The sequence below is a fragment of the Polaromonas sp. Polasp52 genome (assembly GCF_059491565.1).
In genome coordinates, this window is record NZ_CP168513.1 from 995,591 (window position 1) to 1,020,167 (window position 24,577).

The window sequence follows — 24,577 nt, forward strand, 5'->3', positions numbered from 1 at the left end:
CAGTCTCTGGTTTTCCCGTCAGCCCCTTTCTAGGCAAATATTTATAGGAGCCAAGCATCATGAGACATCAAGCCAATACCCGCCACCAACGCGGCTTTACCCTCGTCGAAATCGCCATTGTGCTGATGATTGTCGGCCTGCTGATAGGCGGGATACTGCGCGGGCAGGAGTTGATCCAGTCGGCGCGCGTGCGCAACATCGTTGACCAGAAGTCGGCCGTCCAGACGGCTTATATCGGCTTTTTAGACCGCTATCGCATGCAGCCAGGAGATTTATCGGCGAATCAAGCTGCGGTCGTCGGAAACAATGCGGTGCCCACGACCCTGAACCCTGTAGGTGATGGAATCATCACCTGGGACAGCGAGGGAATATTGTTTTTTCAGAATCTCACGGCAGCAGGGTTTCTTTCCTGTGGTGCTTGCATGACGGTGACGGCTGCGACAGGAAACGGCGCCGCAAACGTCACCAACAGTCCTACCAACGTATATGGTGACTTTCTCAATATTGGGTTTCAGGCTAGCACCATCGCAGGCAACGGTACTTCCTGGTTCGACCCAACAACTGGCGGCCTTAACCGATTGGTGATGACCACAGGAGGCACCGTTCCTTCGCAGGTTTTGGCTGAAGTTGATCGCAAGGCCGACGATGGATCGCCTGGAACTGGCCAGCTCCGGTTTTCTGTTTCAGCTAATCAAACAGCGAACCTTGCCACCTGCGCCCCTATTCCTACGGGTGGCACCGTCAATACCTGGGCCAATCCTAGCCAGAGCAATTGCCAGGGCTCCTGGCTGTTCTGATCCTCAGAAGATCCGCACTGAACATTCGGGAGATGTGGGCGTCGGAATGGCCCTGCCGCCCCATTGACCGCCTTCGTCATGGATATATCAATCAACAAGGAGCCCAGAATCATGAAATCCAATTCAAATATCCACCGCCAGCGCGGCTTCACCCTCGTCGAAATCGCCATTGTGCTGATGATTGTCGGCCTGCTCATTGGCGGCATCCTGCGCGGCCAAGAATTGATCCAGTCAGCGCGTGTACGCAACCTTGTCGACCAAAAATCGGCTATTCAGACCGCCCACATCGGCTTCCTGGACCGTTACCGCATGCTACCGGGTGACTTGACAGCGGCCCAAGCCATCGTCGTCGGAAACAATGTGGTGGCGGCTACGGTTGGAGGTAACGGACTGATTGCGATCGGTACCGACTCCACGGTGTTCTTTCAGAACCTCACGGCCGCGGGCTTTATTTCATGTGGTGCTTGCATGACCGTGGTAGCGCCCGCAGGGGCAAATATCGGCAACAGCCCGAGCAACGTCTATGGCGACTTTCTCACGGCCGGCCATGTGAACAGCGACCCAACCGCAGCTGCACGCTGGTTTGATCCAGCCCCCGCCCCCGGCATCACCCGCATGGTGATACACACCGGAGGAACCATTCCTTCGCAGGTGCTGGCGGAACTGGACCGCAAGGCCGACGATGGACTTCCCGGCACCGGCCAACTTCGTTTTGGCATGGGCGCTGGCGGAGCCGTTAATGCAGGCACAGATGCAACTTGCGCGCCCGGAATGGTCGGAACCCCGACCACAACAGGCTGGGCCAACCCAAGCCAGGCCAATTGCCAGGGCACCTGGCTGTTCTGAGCATCGGGACAGATTCGCCATGACAGCCGCCCGCATCAAAACTGCCAGTTTGGCCGCTGCGCTGCTGGCCGGCTGCACCGTGGCACCGCCGGCCCCCAGCACACAACACATAGGCATGGCCGAACCGGCGCGAGCGCCGGCCCCTGCGGCCCTACGAGTGGTGCGGCTGCCGGCCCTGCCGGCGGCGCCGCAGCCACAAACGCAGCAGGAATTGTTCAGCGTGGTGGTCAGCGATGTGCCTGTCAAAACCCTGCTGTTCGCGCTGGCGCGCGACAACCGGCTCAATGTGGACGTCCATCCCTCCATCGCAGGCCAGGTCACGCTCAATGCGACCGACCAGACCCTTCCGCAGCTGCTTGAGCGCATTGCGCAGCAGGCCGACCTGCGTTATGAAATGATGGGCAACACGGTTCGCCTGCAGCGCGACACGCCCTATCTGGCCCACTACGCGGTGGACTATGTCAACCTGAAACGGCAATCGTCCAGCCAGACTTCCGTGTCCTCGCAGCTCGGCACCGGCAACACGGCAGGCTCCTCGAATGCCAATATCAGCAATGCCACCGACAACCAGTTCTGGGACACGCTGATCAATAACGCCTGCCTGATCGTCGGTGCGGCGAATCTTGAGTTCAAGCAAAAAGACGACGTGGCCCAAAAGCAGGACCGCGAGCGCGAGCGCGATGACAGGCTGCGCATCGCCATGGAGCTGTCCCGCGCGGCACCGGCCAGCGCCACCGGCACGGCGGCTTCAACACCCTTTATGACCAATGCCGGGACCCCGGACCTGCTGAAACAGGTCCTGGCCACCAAGGATGCCGTGGACAAGGTTGAATGCGGCAGCGCTTCATCGGGCTCGGCCACAAGTTCCTCTACATCCAGCTCTGGTTCCAGCGCCAATAACATCGTGGTGAACCGCGAAACCGGCCAGCTGGCTGTCTACACCACCTCACGCGGCCATGAGCAGTTCAGGCAGTTCCTGGACCGCATCAGCGCCAGCGCGCGGCGCCAGGTGCTGATAGAGGCCACGATTGTCGAAGTGACGCTGTCCAACGCCTCCCAGCAGGGCGTCAACTGGCAAAAAGTGGTGCAGGGCGGGCTGCTGCGCGGCTTGAGCTTCCAGATGCTGCCCTCGGGCACGGGCGCGTTTTCGGGAACTCAGGACGCCGCGCTGCTGCGCATGAGCTACACCAGCGGCAGCGGCGACTGGAGCGGTATCCTCACCTTGCTCGAATCCTTTGGCCAGGCGCGCGTGCTCTCCAGCCCCAAGGTCTCGGTGCTCAACAACCAGACGGCGGCCCTCAAGGTAGTGGACAACTATGTGTATGCCACCATTACTTTCACGCCAGGCACATTCGCACCCAATGCCGCTGGTCAGTTGGCGCGGGCCTCGCTCGACAGCTACACAACCAACCTCAATTCAGTGCCCGTGGGTTTTGTGATGACCGTGACGCCGCAGGTGGCCGAGAGCGGCGAAGTGACGCTCAATGTGCGGCCAACGATCAGCCGCGTGGTGCGCGAAATCATAGACCCCAACCCGCAGTTGCTGGGCGCGACGCCGCCCATCATCAACCGCATTCCCGTGGTGCAGTCGCGCGAACTCGAGTCCGTGCTGCGCGTGCAAAGCGGCGAAATCGCCGTGCTGGGCGGCCTGATGCAGGACGCCAGCAACGACGGCGAAGACGCGGTGCCGGGTGTCAGCCGCATCCCGCTGCTGGGCGAAGCCTTCAAGCAGAAACAGCAAACCCGCAGCAAAACCGAGCTGGTGGTGTTTTTGCGGCCTGTGGTGGTGGGCGATGCCTCGCTCAACGGCGACTACAAGGCCTACAAGCCGCTGCTGCCTACATCCAGCTTCTTCAAGGATGCGGCACCGGAGGCCCTGGGCCGAAAACCGCTTGATGCCTCGCCAACCCGCTAATCCGACGGAAACCCATGAAACCCCTCCTTAGCGTTCTACCCTTGCTGCTCTGCGCCGCCACCCTGGCATGGGGCCAGGCCAAGCCAGGCGCCGCCGCGCCGGCCCAGGCCGCGGCCGCGTCGCGCGAACCGGACATCCGCATCACCCGCCGCAAGCCCGCGCCCGTGGTGGACGTGGACGTCAAGCGCGGCTACGAAGCCCTGCAGGCCGGGCGCTACGGCGAGGCGCGCAGCGCTTATGAGCAGGCCTTGAAGCGCGACGGTGCCCTGCGCGACGCGCTGATAGGCCTGGCCTGGTGCCTGGAAGGGCTGGAAGACCACCAAGGCGCGCAGGCAGCGCTGCGCCGCCTGCTGGAGCTTTATCCGCGTGACGCCGAGGCGCTGGCCGCGCAGTACCTGGTAGGCGGCGGCATCCCCGGCGATGCCGCGGCCCGCTTCAAGCAGCTGGCAGAGCGCAGCGAGCGCAACGCGCCCTTGCATTACACGCTGGGCGTGATCCATGCCGAACAAGGCCGCTGGGCCGAGGCGCGGCTGGCCTTTGAGCGCGCGGCGGCGCTGGAGCCCGGCCAACCCGACTACCTCTACAACTTCGCGCTGTCGCTGGACCGCCTGGGCCAGGGGCCCGAAGCCATGCGCCAGTACGTCAAGGCCTTGAACCTCTCTTTCCGCCAGCCTGCGGCCTTCAACCAGGAAGCCGTGCGCAACCGCCTGCGCGCGCTGGCCGCGCCGGCCTCTTGACCTCAGGACGATAGCCGCCCATGTCCCTGGCACCACCTCCCCATCTGCAGGACCCGCCGGTGGCCATGCGCAAGGCGGAGCGCGAACTGGCCGAAGCCCTGCTCCAGCAGCGGCGGCTCACCTCCTCCCAGCTGGCCATCGCCCTGGCCGAAAAGCGGCTGCGCGGCGGCAGCCTGCATGCGCAGCTGGCCGGTTTGGGTTTTGTGGGCGAGCTCGAGCTGCGCGCCTTGCGCGCGCAGCTGCACCAGCTGCCCGAAGTCGACCTGCTGACCCGCCGGCCCGACCCGACCCTGCTGCAACTGCTGGCCGCGCCCCTGGCGCGCAAGCACGGCGTCCTGCCCGTGGAGATGACGGCCCAGGGCGAGCTGCTGCTGGCCGTCGACGAGACCGACAACCTGGTGGCGCTGGACCAGATCAGCGCCCACCTGCGCGCCAAGGGCATTCCCCGTGTGCGCCTGGCACTGGCGACGCCGGACGAACTGATACGCGAGATCGACCGGGTCTACGGCGAGCGCCCCAGCGTGGACGCCCTGCTCGCCGCCAGCGGCAAGGAGCCGCCCGTGGACAAGCTGATCGAGGCCATCGTCCACAATGCCTACGACAGCCTTGCATCGGACATCCACTTCGAACCCGAAGAGCATTTGCTGCGCGTGCGCATACGCGTCGACGGTGTGCTGATCCAGGCGCACCTGCTGCACGCCTCGATGTGGCCGGCCCTGGCGGTCAAGCTCAAGGTTATGGCCGGCATGAACATCGCCGAAAGCCGCGCCGCCCAGGACGGGCGTTTTGCCATGGAACTGGGCGCGAGCCAGATCGACTTCCGCGCCGCCTGCCTGCCGACGGCCCATGGCGAAAACATCGTGCTGCGCCTGCTGGACCGGCGCCGCAGCATAGTCCCGCTGGAACGCCTGCAGCTCACCCAGACCATCATGGACAGGCTGCACGCGCTGATGAGCCGGCCCGAGGGCATTGTGCTGGTCACCGGCCCCACCGGCAGCGGCAAGACCACCACGCTGTATTCCATGCTGGCCGAGATCAGCACCGAAGCGGTGAACGTCATGACGCTGGAAGACCCCATCGAATATCCACTGCCGCTGATACGCCAGACCCAGGTGACCGACAAGATCGGTTTCGCTGAAGGCGTGCGCGCCCTGATGCGGCAAGACCCGGACGTGATCCTGGTCGGCGAGATCCGCGACTCCGAAACCGCCGAAATGGCTTTTCGCGCCGCCATGACGGGGCACCAGGTGTTCGCCACCTTGCATACCAACTCGGCCCTGGGCGCGGTGCAGCGCTTGCGTGACATCGGTGTGTCGGCCGAAATCCTGGCGGGCAACATGATAGGCGTGATAGGCCAGCGCCTGGCGCGGCGCCTGTGCCCGCACTGCAAGGTGCGCCGCCCGCCCACCGCGCACGAAAAAATCCTGCTCGAGCTGCCCGACGACGAACACCCGCTGTACCAGGCCGTGGGCTGCGCGCACTGCAGCCAGCGCGGCTTTCTGGGCCGGGTGCTGCTCATGGAAGTGCTGTGCTTCGACGAAGCCCTGGACCACCTGGTGGCCAAGCATGCCAGCCACATCGAACTGGCGCGCCATGCGCGCGCCGAGGGCTTCACCTCGCTGCGCGACGACGCGATCCGCTACGTGCTGGCGGGCCACACCACGGTCGAAGAGGTCAGCCGCGTGGTCAACCTCGCGGCGCATTGACGGACAGCGACAAAGAAGGAAGAGGACAGGGACCGTCATGCCGCGATACAAATGGACCGCCCTGGCCGCCGACGGCGCGCGCGTCAGCGGCCAGACCGCCGCGACGGACGAAGGCGCGCTGGCCGCGCAGCTGGAGCAATCAGGCCTGCTGCTGGTCAAGGCGCGCGCGCAGGGCGGCTCGCTGCGCCTGATGCGCGCCCGCATCCGCCTGCTGGACCTCGTCAACTTCAGCTTCCAGGCGACCATGATGCTGCGCGCCGGCGTGCCGCTCATGGAAGCCCTGCATGACATGGAAAGCGCCGAAGGCAACCCGGCGCTGCGCCAGGTGATCAGCGGGCTGGCCGAGGGCCTGAGTTCGGGCAAGACGCTGTCGCAGGCCATGGCCGATCATCCGCTGGCCTTCGACGAGGTGTATGTGAGCCTGGTGCGCGCCGGCGAGAGCAGCGGCCAGTTGCCCGAGGTCTTCGCCAAACTCACCGAGACGCTCAAGTGGCAGCATGAAATCGCCTCGCAGACGCGCAAGGCACTGATCTACCCCTGCGCCGCGCTGGTCATCATCACCGCCGTCACGCTGTTCCTCATGAGCTACCTGGTGCCCCAGGTCGCCAGCCTGCTCAAGGTCATGCGCATAGAGCTGCCCTGGCAGACGGTGCTCATGATCAAGATCTCGGAGGTCGTCGAAGCCCATGTGGGCAAGATCGTGGCGGGGCTGGTGTTGTCGGTCGTGTTGCTGCCCACGCTCGCACGCATACCCGGCCCCCTGCGCGGCGTGGTCGACGGCATCAAGCTCAAGCTGCCCGTCGTGGGGCCGGTGCTGCGCCAGATCGCGCTGGCGCGCTTTGCCTATGTGCTGGCGCTGCTGTACGCGGCCGGCATCACGGTGGTGGAAGCGCTCAAGGTGGTGGAGATCGCCGTCGGCAACCGCGCCGTGGCGCAGGCCGTGGCCGTGGCGCACGGCAGCATCGTGCAGGGCCGGGGCCTGAGCGCCGCGTTTTCCGGGATGACCATGTTTCCGCCCATGGTGGTCAGCATGCTGCGCGTGGGCGAAGCCACCGGCTCACTCGACGCGGCGCTTGAAAACGTCAGCTATTTCTACACCCGGCAGGCCCGCGAATCCGTCGAAAACCTGCAAGCCACGCTGCAGCCCGTGCTCACCGTCGTGCTGGGGCTGATGCTGGGCGCCGTGATCTTCTGCACGCTGGGCCCCTTGTACGACTCGGTGATCACCAATGCGAAGTTCTGAAGCCGTCCCCGCGCCGCTGCGCATCCTGCACCTCGAGGGCGAGCAGCCGCGCGTCTATGCCGTGGCACGCCACGGCCTGGAGGAAGAAACAGGCCCGCAACAGGGATGGTCGCAGCCCGAAGCGCTGGCCGACCATGCGCGAAGCGCCCCTGCCTGCCGCTGGCTGGTGCTGGCCGACTACGCCGAAGAAGAATTCTGGGGCGACGTGATGCCGCCCCTGCGCGGCGCGGCGCGCAAGGCCTGGCTGGTGCGCATGCAGCAGCGTTTTGCGATGGAGTCGCCGTTTCGCTGGATATCCCTGCAAGGCGCAAGCCGCTCCCGCCCCGGCAAGCTGCGGGTGCTGGGCTACAGCCTGGGCAATGCCGGCCGCGTGATGCCCTGGCTGGAGGCGCTGGAAGGCGCGCAGGCCCGGCTGGGCGGCGTCTACACCCCCATCATGCTGGCGGCTCCGCTGCTGCGCCGGCTCAAGCTGCCCCGCCGCGGGCCGGTGGTGCTGGTCACGGCCCATCCGTCCGGGCTGCGGCAATGTGTGGTGATAGACGGCCGGCCCTGCTTCTCGCGCCTGGCGCTGCGCGCCGACGCCGCCGGCGCGGGCTGGCTGCCCGCCGTGCGCGAGGAGACCGAGCGCCTGAAGGAATACCTGTTCGAAAACGGCATCCTCATGCGCGACAAGACCCCGCTGCACGTGGTGAGTGTCGGCCCTCCCGGCATGGACAGCCAGGCCGCGTCCGGCCCTGATGGCGCGCACAACATCCATCACCTGCTGCGGGCCGACGCCGTCGCCCGGGCGCTCAAGCTGCCGCCGGCCTGGGCCGATTCGCCCGAGCTGTCCCGGCTGCTGTTCGTGCTGGCCCTCGCCCGCGGCACACCGCCCGACCAGTTGGCGCCGCCCGCGCTGCTGCGCATCGACTGGGTGGCGCGCATGGCGCAAAACACCCGGCGCGCGGCTTATGGCATTTGCGGCGCCTGCCTGCTTTATGCGGCCGGTGTGGCCGCCTCGCTGTGGCCGCTGGCCGGCCAGCTCAATGAAGCCGCCGCCAGCACCCGAAAATTCGATGCCCGCTACCAGCGCGAAGCGGCCACCTTTCCCGAGTCCCCGCTGAAGGCGGACGAACTGCTCGCGCTGGAGCAAAAAGCCAAGGCCCTGGAAATCTCACCGCCGGGCCCGCGCGCGCTGCTCGCCGCGGCGGGCGGCGTGCTGGCAAAACATACCGAGCTGCAACTGGACCAGTTGCGCTGGGAGCGCGACAACGCGGGACGCGCGGGCCCACCCACACTGCAGATACGCGGCGCGGTGCAAGGCCTGCAGCCCGACGACCTGCGCGGCGCGCGCGATGCCATGGCGCGCTTCACCGCCAGCCTGGTTTCCGCGGGCCTGGCGGCGGAGGCCATCAAGGTGCCGCTGGACCTGCAAAGCAGCGCCAGCATCAACGGCTCGGGCCAGCAGGACAAGGCCGAACTGGGTTTCGAGGTCAAGGTATGGAGCAAGTAGGCCTGCGCCAGGCCTGGCGCCCCAGCACATGGCCGCGGCCTTTGCGCCGCGCCGCGCAGCAGGCCAGCGCCCTGGTGGTGCTGGGTCTGCTGCTGGCGGGCGTTTTCCACTGGTGGCGCGGCGACCTGTCCGGTCAGCTGGAGCGCCAGCTCAAACTGGAACAGGCCAGCCGCCAGCGTTTTCAAAACAGCGGACGCGAAAGGAACGACATCGAGCGGCTGCTGCCGCTGCTGCGAAACCTGCAGTCGCAAGGCCTTTACGGCGAAGAGAAGCGGCTTGAATGGATAGAACGCCTGCGCGGCATGGAAAGGCGCTGGCCCGGCCTCAAGCTGCAATACACGATTGAAGCCCAGGCCGTGCAGCCCACCGAAAAAGCCGGCGCGGCCGGCCCCGCCGCCCTGTCCCCGCTTGGTGCGGCGGGAGGCGGCCGGCGCATAGAGCTGTTCGCCACCCGCATGCGCCTGACCATGACCCTGGTGCACGAGGAAGACATGCTGCGTGTGCTGGACGACCTGGCCGGCGCGCAGCTGGGCCGTGTCAGCGTGGAGCGCTGCGAGATGAACCGCGCCAACGGCGCGGCCATCAAGGCCGAATGCAGCCTGCTCTGGAACACGCTGCGCGCTTACGATCCGCCGGCACGCGCAACAGGGGCCCGGACATGAAGGCGCTCACCAAGGCCCTCATGCTGGGCGGCTGCATGCTCCCGCTGTTTGCCGCCGCCGCGCCGGACGGCTTGGGGCGGCTGTTCTACACCGCGGCCGAGCGCGCCGAGATGGAAGCCAGGCGCCACGGCCAGCCCGCGCCGCAGGAAGCGGCCGCGCGCGCGCTGGCCTCCATGTTGCGCATAGACGGCATCGCGGTCCGCCCGCAGGACAAAACCACTGTCTGGATCAACGGCACACCCTACCTGGAGCGCGACCTGCCCTACGGCCTGCGCGTGCGCCGTGATTCGAAGGGCCGCGTGCTGGGCGTCGAAATGCCGCTGCAGGACGGCGACCTTGAGCGCGCGGCGATTGGCGAGACCCTGATGCGGCCGCTCAGCAGCGCGGCCGCCGCGGCTTCGGCGCCGTCGGCGGGCAAGGCGAGACCGGAGACGGTGAAATGAAGCGGCAGCGGGGCTTTGTGGCGCTGCTGATGATCGTGCTGATCGCGGTCGGTGTTTTTGGCGCGATGGCGGCCTGGGTGGCGAGTGAGCCGCCGCCATCAAAACAAGCGATCAACCAGAAGGTCTTGATGCAGGCGAGGGAGGCGCTGCTGGCGTATGTTGCGTTAAGCAGTGACGCCACCAATGCGCTAACGCTAAAAACACGGCTCCCCTGCCCAGACATGGACGGCGATGGTGCAGCCAATACGGCCGCGGACACCAGCAATTGCGGCGTCGCGCGGCAAACCGCACTCGGACTTCTGCCGTGGAAAACGCTTGGCTTGCCACCGCTGCGTGATGCCGATGGCGAATGCCTCTGGTATGCGGTCAGTGGTGACTTCAAGGATGCCGCGGACCCGGCGGCGACAACAGCCGTCAATGCCGATACCGACGGGGTGATCACGGTGGCCGATGAAGCCGGAAGCAGCCTGGCAACAAAACTTGTCGCGGTGGTTTTCGCGCCAGGCGCGAAGCTGGGATCCCAGGTGCGCGCCGACCCCGCGATGCTCAGCGCGGACAAACCGTGCGCCACGCTTACCGGCAGCGCGGTCACCAATGCTGACGGCTACCTGGAGCGCGGCAACGAACGGCCTTCGACTGCAGCCGGGGATCCCGTCACTTTTACTCAAATGACAGGGACCGTTGACAAGCAATCGCTGCTCAATGACCAGCTCGCCTGGATTACAGCGGACGACTACGCGGCCCCCGCCACCCAGCGCAACGCCAAGGCACTGATAAAAGCATTTTCATCGGCCGTCGCGGCTTCTGCCGCCGATGGACGATTGCCTTTTGCCTCTGACACGCCCGGTGGCCCGTGCAAGCAGGACCAATATAGCGGCTTCCTGCCGGGGAGCTGCTCCTATACCTATTTCGACACCACGAGCAGCATGGAGGTGACACGCACATTCACCTTGGCCGATTCCGATGATTGGCGAAAACTGACCTTCTACGCGCTCTCGCCGGGTTGCAACTCCCCTGGCTGCGTTGCTGCATTGAATTTGCCCGGCAACCGCACAGCCAAGGCGGTGCTGCTCATACGCGGCAGGCCGCAAGTGAATCAGGCCTGTCCATTGACCTCAGCCACAGAAACCATCACCGATCTCAACAAATGGTTGCCTTGCATTGAGAACCAGGCCAATCGGGACGCGCTGCTCGACTCGGCTTCACAGGCAAGAACCTTTGTCGCACCCGACAAGTGGCCTACCTCCAATGACATCTTGAAGGATTTTCCATGACCCCCCTCAGGCGATGCAGCAGCCCACGCCAGCGCGGATTTACCCTGGTGGAGCTAGCCTTGGTGGTCGGCATCGTGGCGATATTGCTCGGAGGCTTGCTGGTTCCACTGAGCCGCTCCATCGAGCAAAAAGCGGTGGCCAACACGCAGGCATCCCTTGAAGCGGCCCAGCAGGCCTTGCTGGGATACGCGCTCATCAATGGGCGCCTGCCATGCCCCGATACGGGTACTCAAGGATTAGCCTCGGCCGCCGACGCAAGTGGATGCACCACCGCAAGCGTCGGTCGCCTGCCCTGGGCCACGCTGGGTGTCCAAGGCGTTGATGGTTGGGGTAACCGGCTGGATTATGCCGTCTATGCACCTCTGGGTAAGGACGTCTCCACGGTGACGGCAAGCAATCTGGAAATCTGGTGCACAAAAATGACGTTGACGGGGATTCCTGGGGGCATTCCAGCTTGCCTCACAACAGGAGGCGCCGTGGTCAAACCCTCGACGTCAACAAGCTTTGTTGTCTATTCGCATGGCAAGAACGGCTTGGGCGCAATTCGACCGGATGGAACAGCCAGCAGCGCCACCCCTCCGAGCACCGTGGATGAAGTACAGAACCAATCCGGTACCGGGGGCATCTTCATCTCCCGATCCCAAACCGACACCAACAGCACCGCCGGTGAATTCGACGACCTCATGGTCTGGATGCCTTCCGCCCTACTGACCGCCAAACTGTTCGCCGCCGGAAGGTGGTCCCCCTCATGACGACATTCACGCTCTCCAGGCTTCCGCGCCAGCTCTCCCCCCTCTCCGCCCTCACCCGCCTCACCCTCATCGAAGCCTGGCGCGGCCGCAGCGCGCGGCTGTTGCTGCTTTTCCTCGCGGCGGTGTATGCGCTGGGCGCCTTTGCGGCGTCCATGGCGGTCACCGAGGGCCAGGAAACCCGGCTCGCACTGGCCGCGCATCTTTACCGCCTGGGCCTCGTGCTGGCGCTCGCGCTCATTGTGGTCTCCAGCACGGTGCGCGACATGGAGGGCGGCTTCTTCCAGGTGCTGCTGGCTTTTCCCTTGTCGCGCGCGCAGTTTGTGATGGGGCGCCAGGCCGGCTACATGCTGTTGGCCTGGCTCGCGGCGGCGGGGGCCACGATGGTGATGCTGGGCATGGCCGTGCCGGGCGGCCGCGCCGGGGTGCTGGCCTGGGGTGCCTCGCTGGCGCTGGAGCTCAGCATCGTCGTAGCGGCCGCCTTGTTCTTTTCATTGGGCCTGCGCCGTGTGCTGCCCGCTTATGCGGGCTGCTGCGCTTTTTACCTGTGGGCGCGGCTGCTGGACGTGGCGCGCTTTATGGCCGCGCACCCGATCGGGCAGGATGCCGGGTCATGGGACGTGCTGGCGGGCCGGGCCGTCTTTGACCTGCTGGGCTGGCTGCTGCCGCCGCTGGCGGGTTTTGCGCCCTCGCCCTGGGCGCTGGGCGGGCCTGTGCAGGGCGCACTGCTCGCGCTGCAGCTCGGCTGGGCGCTCTGGTATGCGGCACTGTGCGCGGGCGCCTCCTTGATAGACCTGTACCGCCGTGAAGTTTGAATTACGCCGCACCGGCACTACGCGCCGCGCGCCCACGCGCGTGGTGGCCGTGTTCTCGCTGCTGCTGGCGGGCCAGGTGGCGCTGGCGTTGTGGCGCGGCGTGCCCGAGGCCGGCGCGCAGCCGCTGGGCCGCCCGCCCAGCCTCACCGCATCGCGCCTCGCCTCGCTTGACGATCCCGTGCCGCTGGCCAAGATGCTGGACTTGTACCTGCAAGCCCACGACGTGCAGCCGGGCCTGAGCCTGCCCTGGCGCGAGCTCGACTACGGCGAAGTCGTCGCCTGGCTGGAGCACATCCTGCAGCTCGACCCGCAGGGGCAGTACCCGCTGCTGGCCGCCGCGCGGCTCTACACCCAGGTGTCCGATACGCAGCGCCAGCGCCTGATGACCGACTTCGTCGCCGGCCAGTACCCGCAAGACCCTTTGCATCGCTGGCGCTGGATGGCGCATGTGGCCTATGTGGCCAAGGTGCAGATGAAAGACCCGGAGCTGGCCGTGCGCTATGCCGCCGAGCTGCGGCAGTACGCCGAGGGTTTGCCGCAGGTGCCGGCCTGGGCGCGGCAGATGGAAATCTTTCTGCGCATGGGCCAGAACGACCTCGAAACCGCCAGGGCGCTGCTGGGCGCGCTGCTGGCCAGCGGGCAGATCCACGACGACAACGAGCTGCGCTTTCTGACGCAAACCTTGAAGGAGCTGGAGCAGAAATGAAGGCCCCGCAACAACCACATCCGGCGCTGCAGGCCGGCGAGGTGCACAAACGTTATGGCACATCCAGGGCGCGCGCGGCGCTGGCCGGCGTGTCGCTGCAAGTCCATCCCGGCGAATGCCTGGCCTTGCTGGGCATGAACGGCGCGGGCAAGACCACCTTGATCAAATGCCTGCTGGACCTGGCCGCGCCGACCTCGGGCACGCTGACCCTCTTCGGGCAGGACCATAGCCGGCCGCTTTCACGCGAGCAGCTCGCTTACGTACCCGAGCGTTTCTCGCCGCCGGGCTGGCTGCATGCGCGCGACTATTTCCGGCTCGCGGCCCGTTTGCATGGCCTGCCGTTTCCGCAACTGGGGCTGTCCGGCATGTTGGCCGAGCTTGACCTGGAGGAAAGCGTGCTCGATAGGCCTATCCGCGAATGCTCCAAAGGCATGGCGCAAAAAATCGGCCTGGCGGCAGCCTTCCTGGCGCGGCGCCGCCTGCTGGTGCTGGACGAACCCATGAGCGGCCTGGACCCGCTCTCGCGCATACGCGTGCGCGAGCAACTGCGCCTGCAGCGCGGCGCCGGCTGCGCGGTGCTGATGAGCACCCATTCGCTCGCGGATGTGGAAGACCTGGCCGACCGCGTCGCCATCCTGCACGCGGGCAGCCTGCGTTTTATCGGTACCGTGGACGAGTGGCTGACCCGGCATGGGACTGGCGGCATGGAAGCGGCTTATGTGTCGGTGGTGCAAGCAGCCCGGCTGGCGCCAACAGAGGCATTGCATCCGGCAAGCTGATACCGGCCGGCAGCGGGCGCAACAAGGCCCGCGCACAGCCATGCCACGCGCGGGCCTCAAAGCGCTGCTTTGTTACTTGGGCAGCAGCACCTTGTCCACCACGTGGATCACGCCGTTGGACTGGTAGACGTCGGCGATGCTCACGGTGGCGACGCCACCTTTCTCATCGGTCACCGTGACCTTGCCGCCGGCCGACTTGGCCACCAGCGTGCCGCCGGCCACCGTCTTGATGGAGGCCATGCCCTTGCCGTCGGCAATCATCTTGCTGATGGCCGCGGCGTCCCATTTGCCGGGCACCACGTGGTAGGTCAGCACGCCGGTCAGCATGCCCTTGTTCTCGGGCTTGAGCAGGGTGTCCACCGTGCCGGCGGGCAGCATTGCGAAGGCCGCGTTGGTGGGCGCGAACACCGTGAACGGACCCGGGCCCTTGAGCGTATCGACCAGGCCGGCGGCCTTGACCGCCGCGACCAGCGTGGTGTGGTCCTTGGAGTTGACCGCGTTGTCGATGATGTCCTTGCTGGCCAGCATGGGCGCGCCGCCCACCATGACCTGCGCGAACGAGGGAAGGGCCGCAAACGACAGGGCCAGCGCGACACCCAGGGAAGCGAGTTTGTGTTGAGTCTGCATAGGAAGTCCTTTGATGAAAGAAGTTGAACCAGAAGCCGAAATCACCATGATTCAAGCGGCTGTGATGAATACGGGGCGCGCGGCCCGCTGGATTCAAAACAGCTTCGGTTTCAACACTTTCAAGGCCATCACGGCCGCAAGAAGCCCGCAGGCTTCAGCCGCCGCGCTCGAAAAACCCGCGCACGGCCCGCGGATAAATCAAATGCTCCTGAGTCAGCACGCGCGCGGCCAGGCTCTGCGCCGTGTCGCCCGGCAACACCGGCACCACGGCCTGGGCCAGGGTGGCGCCGTGGTCGAGTTCGGCCGTCACCTGATGCACCGTGGCGCCGGCCACCGTGCAGCCGGCGTCTATGGCGCGCTGGTGGGTGTTGAGTCCGGTGAATGCCGGCAGCAGCGAAGGGTGGATATTGATGAGCCGCCCCGCGTAGTGCTGCACAAAGCCGGGTGTCAGGATGCGCATGAAACCGGCCAGCACCACCAGCGCCGGCGCGTAGCCGTCTATGCGCGCCATCAACTCCGCATCAAAGGCCTCGCGCGACGCAAACTCCTTGTGCGGCACCACGGCGGTGGCGATGCCCAGGCCGCGGGCCACTTCCAGCCCCGCGGCGTCGGCCCGGTTGCTGATGACGGCCGCTACCTGGGCGCCGAAAAGCCCGCGCCAGCCTTCCTTGTCCGCGGCGCGGGCGATGGCGGCCATGTTGGAGCCGCTGCCGGAAATCAGGATGACGATGTTTTTGTTCGCGCTGGACATAACCCCCTAGTTTAGAGGGGCGCAGACCGCTGGCCGGCCCGCCCCCTGCCCCATGTCCCACCTGAGACATAAAATTGCGAACGACCGTGCTAAAAATAAGAAATCCACCGCAGGCAAACCGCTGCGGCAGCCCGACAACCCCGGAGACATCCCGCCATGGATTTAGCTTTCACCCCTGAAGAACAGGCCTTCCGCGAAGAGATTCGCGCCTGGGTCCGCGCCAACCTGCCGGCCGACATTTCGCACAAGGTGCACAACGCCCTGCGGCTGACGCGTGACGATATGCAGCGCTGGGCCAAGATACTCGGCAAAAAAGGCTGGCTGGGCCACGGCTGGCCCAAGGAGTTCGGCGGCCCGGGCTGGAACGCGGTGCAAAAGCACCTGTTTGAAGAAGAGTGCGCCCTGGCCGGCGCGCCGCGCGTCGTGCCCTTCGGCCCGGTGATGGTGGCGCCCGTGATCATGGCCTTCGGCACGCCCGAACAGCAAAAGCGCTTCCTGCCCGGCATCGCCAGCGGCGAAGTCTGGTGGAGCCAGGGTTATAGCGAACCCGGTTCGGGCTCCGACCTCGCCTCGGTCAAGTGCCGGGCCGAACGCCAGGGCAACAAATACATCGTCAACGGCCAGAAGACCTGGACCACGCTGGGCCAATACGGCGAGTGGATTTTCTGCCTGGTGCGCACCAGCAACGAAGGCAAGCCGCAGACCGGCATTTCCTTTTTGCTGGTCGACATGAAGTCGCCCGGCGTCACGGTGCGCCCCATCGTGCTGCTGGACGGCGAGGCCGAGGTCAATGAAGTCTGGTTCGACAACGTCGAGGTGCCGGCCGAGAACCTGATCGGCGAAGAGAACAAGGGCTGGACCTACGCCAAGCACCTGCTGAGCCATGAGCGCACCAACATCGCCGACGTCAACCGCGCCAAGCGCGAACTCGAGCGCTTGAAGCGCATTGCCAAGGCCGAAGGCGTGTACGACGACCCGCGTTTTCGCGACGAGATCGCCAAGCTGGAAGTCGACGTGGTGGCACTCGAAATGCTGGTGCTGCGCGTGCTCTCGGCCGAAAAATCGGGCAAGAACTCGCTGGACATCGCCGGCCTGCTCAAGATACGCGGCAGCGAGATCCAGCAGCGCTACAGCGAACTCATGATGCTGGCCGCCGGCCCCTTCAGCCTGCCCCTGATCGAGGAAGCCATGGAGGCCGGCTGGCAGGGCGACTTCCCCGGCGGCCTGGCTGGCGACGCGCCACTGGCGTCCACCTATTTCAATCTGCGCAAGACCACGATTTACGGCGGCTCCAACGAAGTGCAACGAAACATCGTCTCGCAAGTCGTTCTCGGCTAAACCGGTTTAAAGGAAAGCATCATGGATTTCGATTTCACCGACGACCAGGAACAGCTGCGCGACGCCGTGCGCAAATGGGTGGACAAGGGCTACGGCTTCGAGCGCCGCCGCGGCATTGCCAAAGCAGGCGGCTTCTCGCGCGAGGCCTACGGCCAGATCGCCGAACTGGGCCTGACCGGCCTTTACATCCCCGAGGCCGATGGCGGCCTGGGCATGGGCCCGGTCGAGGGCATGGTGGTGATGGAGGAACTGGGCCGCGGCATTGTGCTGGAGCCTTTTGCCCAGGCCCTGATCGCCGGCGCGCTGCTCTCCGGTTATGCGCCCGCCGCGCTCAAGGCCACCTGGCTGCCGAAAATCGCCTCAGGCGAGGCCCTGGTGGTGCTGGCCCACCAGGAGCGTGCGGCACGCTACGACTTTGAAAAATGCCAGGCCACGGCAACGGCGGCCGGCGACGCCTGGACGCTGGACGGTAGCAAAAGCATAGTCCCGGCCGGCGACCAGGCCGAGGCCTTGATCGTGCCCGCCATGGCCAAAGGCAAGCTCGCGCTGTTCCTGGTCGAACGCACGGCAGCCGGCGTGGCGACGCGCGGCTACGGCACGCAGGACGGCGGCCGCGCCGCCGAACTCACGCTGAAGAACGCATCCGCCGCGCTGCTCACGCTGGACGGCCTCACGGCCCTGGCCCATGCCGTCGACATCGGCATTGCCGCCACCTGCGCCGAAGCCGTGGGTGTGATGGACAAGACCCTGGCCATCACCGTCGAGTACATGAACACCCGCAAGCAGTTCGGCGTGGCCATCAGCAGCTTCCAGGCCCTGCGCCACCGCGTGGCCGACATGAAGATGCAGCTGGAGCTGGCCCGCTCCATGAGTTATTACGCCTCGCTCAAGCTCAATGCCCCGGCCGACGAGCGCCGCCGGGCCCTGGCCCGCGCCAAATACCAGCTCGGCGTGTCCATGCGTTTTGTCGGCCAGCAGGCCGTGCAGCTGCACGGCGGCATAGGCGTGACCGACGAATACATCGTGAGCCATTACTTCAAGAAGCTGACCCAGCTCGAAATGAGCTTTGGCGACACGCTGCACCACCTGGGCGAGGTGTCCAGCCGCATGCAGGACACCGCCGGGGTTTTTGCCTGAAGCCCCGCGGCCCTCAGCGCTGGTAGAGGTCGGTCTTTCCCCCCAGCGCCTTGAGAAGGGCGCCGGTGAAGTAGTTGCGCTCGACAAAGATGTCACCGGGGACATCGGCCGACTTGAGCACCGAAGTCATCACGATCACCACCTTGGCTTCCGGCTGCACGATCAATTCCTGGCCGAACAGGCCGCGCGCCTGGAAGGTGCGCGTGTGGTACGGATACAGCCAGGTCTGGTAGCCATAGCCGAAGAACGGGGTGGCCTTGCGCGGCTTGAGGTGGTCGGGCTGGCGGCCGGCGTCGGTCGCGTCCAGCAAAAACTCGCGGGGGATGAGCTCGCGGCCGTCCACCATGCCGTCGTTGGCGAGCAAAACACCCAGCCGCCCATAGTCGCGCAGGCGGGCGTTCAGGCAGCAGTTGGCGGCCTCCAGGCCTGAGCGGTCGACCAGCCAGGAGGCATCCGCCTCCGCCCCCATGGGCTGCCAGATCTTTTCCGCGAGGTAGCCGCTCAAGTCCCGCTGGACGGCGCCGCGCAAGGCCACGCCGAGGGCGAAGGTTTCCGCGGAGTTGTAGTTAAAACGTGTGCCCTGCGCGTAATCGCTGTCCTTGACCCACGCGACGGCGGCCGCGCCGCCCTGCCCGCGCTGGTAGAACGATTCCGCCGCCAGCCGCGCGCCGTCCGTCGTCACGCCGGGCATGACCTTGTCGTTCCACTTCACCCCCGAGGACATGCGCAGGAGGTTGCGGATGGAGACCGGCCCCCAGGCCGAGCCCTTGAGGCCGGGCGCGTACTTTTCCGCGGGGTCGTCGAGCGAGGCGATCAGCCCGTCGCGCAGCGCAATGCCCGTGAGCAAGGCCGTCACGGTCTTGGCCATGGAAAACGAGGCCAGCTTCATCTGCGCGGTGCGCTCGTACTGGTAGCGCTCGATGACGACGGCGCCATCCTTGATCACCAGCAGCCCCGTGATGCGCTGACGCGCCAGGAAGTCCTCCAGGGTGTAGGTCTTGCCCTCAAAGGGATAGCTGATCGCCAGGGCCTGCGCCGCCGCTGACGGCAGGGGCGGCAAGGGCGAGGCGGCGCCCGACTTCACGCGGCGCGGCCACAGGATCTCGTCCATGTGGCTGAAAGTGCCTACCTTGTGGGTTTCGTCGAACAGGCTGAAGTTGGGGCCGAAAGACGGGACCGGGTAGCCGCGCGGCTTGCCCAGTGCGTCCTCGTCGGGCGCCGCGGCTACGGCGGAAGCCGCCATTGCCACGATGCAGGCCAGGATGCCGAGGCGCCTCCCCATGCCCCGGGCGCTAGGCGTGCAGGCGTGAGGTTTTGGGAATGTGCGCCATCAAAAACTCCATCTGGTCCGCCAGGATGCGGCGGTTGCGCAGGATGAAGTCTTCCCAGAGGCTGGGCACATAAGGCGTGTACAGCAGCGGCATGTGGGCCTGCTCGGGCGTGCGGCTGCTCTTGCGGTGGTTGCAGGCGCGGCAGGCCGTCACCACGTTCATCCAGGTGTCCACCCCGTTCTGGGCAAAGGGGATGATGTGCTCGCGCGTCAGGTCTTCCTCGTGGAAATGCCCGCCGCAGTAGGCGCACACATTGCGGTCGCGGGCAAACAGTTTGCCGTTGGTCAGGCCCGGCTTGAGGTCGAAGGGGTTGATGTTGGGCACGCCCTTGGTGCCTATGATGCTGTTGACCGTGATGATGGACTGCTGGCCCGTGATCGCGTTGTGGCCGCCGTGGAAGACCACCACCCGCGCGCCCATCTCCCAGCGCACCTCGTCGGCCGCGTAATGCAGCACGGCTTGTTCAAGGCTGATCCACGACTGTGGCAATCCCTGGGCTGAGAGCTTCAAGACCTTCAAAACGGACCTCCATCAAGGTGGACGACGCATGAGACACGGTACTGTGTATCAATATACAGTGAAATTGTGAAAAACGCCCCCAAATCCCCCATTAACCACGTTCAAGCCCCGTTCAACAGGGCTCCGGCGCTACAAAAACGATAATTGCCCCCATGAAAGTTTTCCGTGGCTACCACCATCCCCAGCTGGCCGAACACTGCGCCCTGACCATAGGCAACTTCGACGGCGTGCACCGCGGCCACCAGGCCATGCTGGCGCTGCTGAAAAACGAGGCCCAGCACCGCGGGGTGCCCAGCTGCGTGATGAGCTTTGAACCCCATCCACGCGACTATTTCGCGGCCGTGGCGCGCAAGCCCGAACTTGCGCCGGCGCGCATCGCCACCCTGCGCGACAAGCTCACCGAACTGGCGCGCTGCGGCATAGACCAGTGCGTGGTGCTGCCCTTTAACGCCGCGCTGGCCTCCCAGCCGGCTGAGGCCTTTATCCAGGACGTGCTGGTGCGCGGCCTGGGGGTGAAATACGTGCTGGTGGGCGACGACTTCCGCTTCGGCGCCAAACGCGTGGGCGACTACGCCATGCTGGACGCCGCCGGCGAAGGCCTGGGTTTTGACGTGGCCCGCATGAACAGCTACGAGGTGCACGGCACCCGGGTCTCCAGCTCCGCCGTGCGCGAGGCCCTGGCCCAGGGCCGCATGGACCGCGTCGCCGGCCTGCTGGGCCGGCCCTACAGCGTCTCGGGCCACGTGGTGCACGGCCGAAAACTGGGGCGCGACCTCGGTTTTCGCACCCTCAACCTGCGTTTTTCCCACTGGAAACCGGCCGCCGGCGGGATTTTTGCGGTGCAGGTGCACGGCCTGGCCGACAAAGCCATCCCGGGCGTGGCCAACCTGGGCATACGGCCCTCGCTGGACCCGGCCGACGTCAACGGCGGGCGGGTGCTGCTGGAGACCCATTGCCTCGAATGGCCCGCCGGCCTAGGCCCCGAGGGAGCATACGGTAAAATCATCCGCGTGGAACTGCTGCACAAACTGCACGACGAACTGAAATACGACAGCCTGGAGAGCCTGAAAACAGGCATCGCCAAGGACTGCGACGAGGCGCGGGCGTTTTTTGCCCTGCCCCAGTCGTTTTCAGCCGCCATGCACACGGAAACCAGCCGCCAGACCACGCGCGACCGAATTTAGACGATCTCGTCGCCTCTGGCCCCGCCCTGCTTTCACGGCGGATGGCTTTCCTCCCCACCGTATGGCCGGCGCCCCGCTTTCCCGGGCCGCCCTAACAAGAGCATCCCATGTCCGAGACCAAAACCGATTACCGCAGCACCCTGAACCTGCCAGACACCCCGTTTCCCATGCGCGGCGACCTGCCCAAGCGCGAAGCGGGCTGGGCCAAGGAATGGGACGACAAAGGCATTTACAAAAAGCTGCGCGACGTGCGCGCCGGCAAGCCCAAATTCGTGCTGCACGACGGCCCGCCCTATGCCAACGGCAAGATCCACATCGGCCACGCCGTCAACAAGGTCCTCAAGGACATGATCGTCAAGGCGCGCCAGCTCAAAGGCCTGGACGCGATCTATGTGCCCGGCTGGGACTGCCACGGCCTGCCGATCGAAAACGCCATCGAAAAGCTGCACGGCCGCAACCTGCCGCGCGACGAGGTGCAGGCCAAGAGCCGCGCCTTCGCCACCGAGCAGATCGAGGGCCAGCGGGCCGACTTCAAGCGCCTGGGCGTGCTCGGCGAGTGGGACAACCCCTACCGCACCATGGACTTCGGCAACGAGGCCAATGAGATCCGCGCGCTCAAACGCATCATGGAGCGCGGTTTTGTCTACCGCGGCCTGAAGCCCGTGTACTGGTGTTTTGACTGCGGCTCCTCGCTGGCCGAGTTTGAGATCGAATACGCCGACAAAAAGTCCAGCACGCTGGACGTCGGCTTCAAGTGCGCCGAGCCGCAAAAGCTGGCGCTGGCCTTCGGCCAGGCCACGCTCAGCAAGGATGCCTTCGCCGTCATCTGGACCACGACCGCCTGGACCATCCCCGCCAACCAGGCGCTGAACCTGAACCCCGACCTCGAGTATTCGCTGGTGGACACCGAGCGCGGCCTGCTGGTGCTGGCCTCGGTGCTGGTCGAAAAATGCCTGGAACGCTTCCAGCTGGAAGGGCGCGTCATCGCCGTCACCAAGGGTGAAAACCTCGGCAAGATCAACTTTGAGCACCCGTTCTACGACGCCGATCCGGGCTATCGCCGCTTCAGCCCGGTGTTCCTGGCCGACTACGCCACCGCCGACGACGGCACCGGTATCGTGCATTCCTCGCCCGCCTACGGCGTGGAAGACTTTAACTCCTGCGTCTCCAACGGCATCGCCCATGAGGACATCCTCAACCCGGTGCAGGGCAACGGCCGCTACGTCGACGAGCTGCCGTTTTTCGGCGGCCTCAACATCTGGAAGGCCGCGCCGCTGGTCATCGACAAGCTGCGCGAGCACGGCCGCCTCTTCGCCACGCAGGACATCCAGCACAGCTACCCGCACTGCTGGCGCCACAAGACGCCGGTGATCTACCGCGCGGCGGCCCAGTGGTTCATCCGCATGGACGGCGAGACCGCCGGCACCCAGGGCGTGTTCGCCAGCGACAAGGCCGGCAAGACCCTGCGCGAGCTGGCCCTGGCCGCCATCGAGGAAACCAGCTTCTACCCCGAAAACGGCAAGGCCCGCCTGCGCGACATGATCGCCGGCCGCCCCGACTGGTGCATCAGCCGCCAGCGCAACTGGGGCGTGCCCCTGCCCTTTTTCATCCACACCGCCACCGGCGAGCTGCACCCGCGCACCATGGAGATCATGGACCAGGCCGCCCGCATGGTGGAGGCCGGCGGCATCGAGGCCTGGAGCAAGGCCAGCGCCGAATCCATCCTGGGCGCCGAAGCCGCCGACTACATCAAGAGCACCGACATCCTCGACGTCTGGTTCGACTCGGGCACCACGCACGACCATGTGCTGCGCCACAGCCACGCCGCGCAGTCGACCTGGCCGGCCGACCTCTACCTCGAAGGCCACGACCAGCACCGCGGCTGGTTCCATTCATCGCTGCTCACCGCCTGCGCGATGTACGACCGCGCGCCCTACAAGGGCCTGCTCACGCACGGCTTCACCGTCGACGGCAAGGGCCGCAAGATGAGCAAGAGCGAAGGCAACGTCGTGGTGCCGCAGGAGGTCAGCGACAAGCTGGGCGCCGAGATCATCCGCCTCTGGTGCGCCTCGACCGACTATTCGGGCGACCTGGGCATAGACGACAAGATCCTGGCCCGCGTGGTCGATGCCTACCGCCGCATCCGCAACACGCTGCGCTTCCTGATGGCCAACGTCAGCGACTTCGACCCGGCCAAGGACGCCGTGCCGTTTGACCAGATGCTGGAAATCGACCGCTACGCGCTGAGCCGCGCTTCGCAGCTGCAGGCCGACATCCTGGCGCATTACGAGGTCTATGAATTCCACCCGGTGGTCTCCAAGCTGCAGATCTATTGCAGCGAAGACCTGGGCTCCTTCTACCTCGACATCCTGAAAGACCGGCTCTACACCACCGGCCCCAAATCGCTGGCCCGCCGCAGCGCGCAGACCGCGCTCTGGCAGATCACGCACGCCATGCTGCGCTGGATGGCGCCCTTCCTGAGCTTCACGGCCGAGGAGGCCTGGAAGGTGTTCGGCTCGTCCGAATCCATCTTCATGGAAACCTATGCCGAGTTCCCCGCGCCCGACGCCGCGCTGCTGGCCAAGTGGTCGCGCATCCGCGAGCTGCGCGACGCGGTCAACAAGGACATCGAAACCCTGCGCGCCGACGGCAAGGTGGGTTCCTCGCTGCAGGCCAATGTGATGCTCGAAGTGCCGGCCGAGGACCACGCGCTGCTGGCCGGCCTGGGTGAAGACCTGAAGTTCGTCTTTATCACCTCCGCCATCGAAGTGGCCGCCGCCAGCGTGGTTGCCACCCAGGTGACGCCCAGCACCGACGCCAAATGCGAACGCTGCTGGCACTACCGCGCCGACGTGGGCCATGACCCGGCTCACCCGACGATTTGCGGCCGCTGCACCAGCAATTTGTTCGGCGCCGGTGAAGCGCGGAAGTTCGCGTAATGGCAAAAACCACCTTCACGCGCTCCCCCAGTTCGCTGCTTCCCTGGCTGGGCCTGGCGCTGATCATCCTGATCGCCGACCAGTTCACCAAGGTGCTGATCCTGGGTTATTACCACCTGGGCGACTCCACCTACGTGACCAGCTTCTTCAACGTGGTGCGGGTGCACAACACCGGCGCGGCCTTTTCCTTCCTGGCCGAAGCCTCGGGCTGGCAGCGCTGGTTCTTCACCGCCATCGGCGTCGCGGCGGCGCTGTTCATCCTGTGGATGCTGCGCTCGCATGCGGGGCAAAAGCTGTTCTGCTTCGCGCTGGCCTGCATCCTGGGCGGCGCCCTGGGCAACGTGATTGACCGCGCCATGCACGGCTATGTCGTGGACTTCCTGCAGTTCCACTGGGCCGGCTGGTATTTCCCGTCCTTCAACATCGCCGACAGCGCCATCACCGTAGGCGCGATCTGCCTGATCCTGGACGAGCTGTTGCGGGTGCGCAAAACCAGTTAGGGCCTGTGCCAGGGTTTCCACAGCTTCGGGCAAGGCATCGCCCGATTCCGGGAAAAACAGCGATTTGGGGTGCAAAATCAGGTTCTG

23 protein-coding genes are annotated in these 24,577 nt (G+C 65.7%); 19 read left to right on the top strand and 4 right to left on the bottom strand.

All coding sequences use genetic code 11. The features are described from left to right. The first annotated feature begins 59 nt into the window (after positions 1–59). From ACEN9P_RS04705 to ACEN9P_RS04770, 14 genes are all read left to right on the top strand, one after another. Complete coding sequence (locus tag ACEN9P_RS04705; RefSeq protein WP_495621229.1) at positions 60–797, top strand: type II secretion system protein; 738 nt, start codon at positions 60–62, stop codon at positions 795–797. Positions 798–908: 111 nt separating this feature from the next. Further along, entirely contained in the window at positions 909–1,643 is a 735-nt protein-coding gene (locus tag ACEN9P_RS04710) for a type II secretion system protein (RefSeq protein ID WP_495621230.1), read from the top strand. 19 nt (positions 1,644–1,662) lie between these two features. Beyond that, positions 1,663–3,558, top strand: coding sequence for a type II secretion system protein GspD (locus tag ACEN9P_RS04715; RefSeq protein ID WP_495621231.1), 1,896 nt, complete (start codon positions 1,663–1,665; stop codon positions 3,556–3,558). A 14-nt stretch (positions 3,559–3,572) separates the two neighbouring features. Beyond that, the gene (locus tag ACEN9P_RS04720) at positions 3,573–4,295 is read left to right on the top strand and encodes a tetratricopeptide repeat protein (RefSeq protein WP_495621232.1); all 723 of its coding nucleotides are present in this window, start codon (positions 3,573–3,575) and stop codon (positions 4,293–4,295) included. 20 nt (positions 4,296–4,315) lie between these two features. Next, complete coding sequence (locus ACEN9P_RS04725; RefSeq protein WP_477701100.1) at positions 4,316–6,001, top strand: GspE/PulE family protein; 1,686 nt, start codon at positions 4,316–4,318, stop codon at positions 5,999–6,001. A gap of 37 nt (positions 6,002–6,038) precedes the next feature. Next, entirely contained in the window at positions 6,039–7,244 is a 1,206-nt protein-coding gene (locus ACEN9P_RS04730; RefSeq protein ID WP_495621233.1) for a type II secretion system F family protein, read from the top strand. After that, positions 7,231–8,736 (top strand): hypothetical protein, encoded by a 1,506-nt coding sequence (locus ACEN9P_RS04735; RefSeq protein WP_477661269.1) that lies wholly within the window; start codon positions 7,231–7,233, stop codon positions 8,734–8,736. Before ACEN9P_RS04730 ends, ACEN9P_RS04735 begins: the two co-directional genes overlap by 14 nt. Then, entirely contained in the window at positions 8,724–9,398 is a 675-nt protein-coding gene (locus ACEN9P_RS04740; RefSeq protein ID WP_495621234.1) for a hypothetical protein, read from the top strand. Before ACEN9P_RS04735 ends, ACEN9P_RS04740 begins: the two co-directional genes overlap by 13 nt. After that, on the top strand, positions 9,395–9,841 hold the full coding sequence (locus ACEN9P_RS04745; protein WP_495621235.1) for a hypothetical protein: 447 nt from the start codon (positions 9,395–9,397) through the stop codon (positions 9,839–9,841). Before ACEN9P_RS04740 ends, ACEN9P_RS04745 begins: the two co-directional genes overlap by 4 nt. Next, positions 9,838–11,115 (top strand): hypothetical protein, encoded by a 1,278-nt coding sequence (locus tag ACEN9P_RS04750; protein WP_495621236.1) that lies wholly within the window; start codon positions 9,838–9,840, stop codon positions 11,113–11,115. The genes ACEN9P_RS04745 and ACEN9P_RS04750 overlap by 4 nt, the downstream gene beginning before the upstream one ends. Further along, a complete protein-coding gene (locus ACEN9P_RS04755) occupies positions 11,112–11,867 on the top strand; it encodes a type II secretion system protein (RefSeq protein WP_477661273.1) in 756 nt (251 codons plus the stop codon). Before ACEN9P_RS04750 ends, ACEN9P_RS04755 begins: the two co-directional genes overlap by 4 nt. Further along, complete coding sequence (locus ACEN9P_RS04760) at positions 11,864–12,679, top strand: hypothetical protein (protein WP_495621237.1); 816 nt, start codon at positions 11,864–11,866, stop codon at positions 12,677–12,679. Before ACEN9P_RS04755 ends, ACEN9P_RS04760 begins: the two co-directional genes overlap by 4 nt. Next, positions 12,669–13,385: a hypothetical protein gene (locus tag ACEN9P_RS04765; protein WP_495621238.1), complete on the top strand. Its 717-nt coding sequence runs from the start codon at positions 12,669–12,671 to the stop codon at positions 13,383–13,385. Before ACEN9P_RS04760 ends, ACEN9P_RS04765 begins: the two co-directional genes overlap by 11 nt. Further along, a complete protein-coding gene (locus ACEN9P_RS04770; RefSeq protein WP_495621239.1) occupies positions 13,382–14,164 on the top strand; it encodes an ABC transporter ATP-binding protein in 783 nt (260 codons plus the stop codon). The genes ACEN9P_RS04765 and ACEN9P_RS04770 overlap by 4 nt, the downstream gene beginning before the upstream one ends. Before the next feature lie 72 nt (positions 14,165–14,236). On the opposite strand, the gene ACEN9P_RS04775 is transcribed toward ACEN9P_RS04770, so the two are convergent. After that, positions 14,237–14,791: a fasciclin domain-containing protein gene (locus ACEN9P_RS04775; protein WP_495621240.1), complete on the bottom strand. Its 555-nt coding sequence runs from the start codon at positions 14,789–14,791 to the stop codon at positions 14,237–14,239. 154 nt (positions 14,792–14,945) lie between these two features. Continuing rightward, positions 14,946–15,542: a phosphoribosylglycinamide formyltransferase gene (gene purN / locus ACEN9P_RS04780; protein WP_495621241.1), complete on the bottom strand. Its 597-nt coding sequence runs from the start codon at positions 15,540–15,542 to the stop codon at positions 14,946–14,948. 156 nt (positions 15,543–15,698) lie between these two features. Between purN and ACEN9P_RS04785 the strand changes: the two genes are divergently transcribed. After that, entirely contained in the window at positions 15,699–16,880 is a 1,182-nt protein-coding gene (locus ACEN9P_RS04785; protein WP_477661279.1) for an acyl-CoA dehydrogenase family protein, read from the top strand. 21 nt (positions 16,881–16,901) lie between these two features. Further along, positions 16,902–18,017: an acyl-CoA dehydrogenase family protein gene (locus ACEN9P_RS04790; RefSeq protein ID WP_495621242.1), complete on the top strand. Its 1,116-nt coding sequence runs from the start codon at positions 16,902–16,904 to the stop codon at positions 18,015–18,017. Between the two features lie 13 nt (positions 18,018–18,030). On the opposite strand, the gene ACEN9P_RS04795 is transcribed toward ACEN9P_RS04790, so the two are convergent. Together ACEN9P_RS04795 and ACEN9P_RS04800 are read right to left on the bottom strand one after the other, a co-directional pair. Further along, a complete protein-coding gene (locus ACEN9P_RS04795) occupies positions 18,031–19,299 on the bottom strand; it encodes a serine hydrolase domain-containing protein (RefSeq protein ID WP_495621243.1) in 1,269 nt (422 codons plus the stop codon). Positions 19,300–19,309: 10 nt separating this feature from the next. Then, positions 19,310–19,867, bottom strand: a complete 558-nt coding sequence (locus ACEN9P_RS04800) for an HNH endonuclease (RefSeq protein WP_007863332.1) — start codon at positions 19,865–19,867, stop codon at positions 19,310–19,312. A 152-nt stretch (positions 19,868–20,019) separates the two neighbouring features. Between ACEN9P_RS04800 and ACEN9P_RS04805 the strand changes: the two genes are divergently transcribed. From ACEN9P_RS04805 to lspA, 3 genes are all read left to right on the top strand, one after another. Further along, the gene (locus ACEN9P_RS04805; RefSeq protein ID WP_477661282.1) at positions 20,020–21,051 is read left to right on the top strand and encodes a bifunctional riboflavin kinase/FAD synthetase; all 1,032 of its coding nucleotides are present in this window, start codon (positions 20,020–20,022) and stop codon (positions 21,049–21,051) included. A gap of 107 nt (positions 21,052–21,158) precedes the next feature. After that, entirely contained in the window at positions 21,159–23,990 is a 2,832-nt protein-coding gene (ileS, locus tag ACEN9P_RS04810) for an isoleucine--tRNA ligase (protein ID WP_495621244.1), read from the top strand. Then, entirely contained in the window at positions 23,990–24,490 is a 501-nt protein-coding gene (lspA, locus tag ACEN9P_RS04815) for a signal peptidase II (RefSeq protein WP_495621245.1), read from the top strand. Before ileS ends, lspA begins: the two co-directional genes overlap by 1 nt. Positions 24,491–24,577 lie beyond the last annotated feature (87 nt).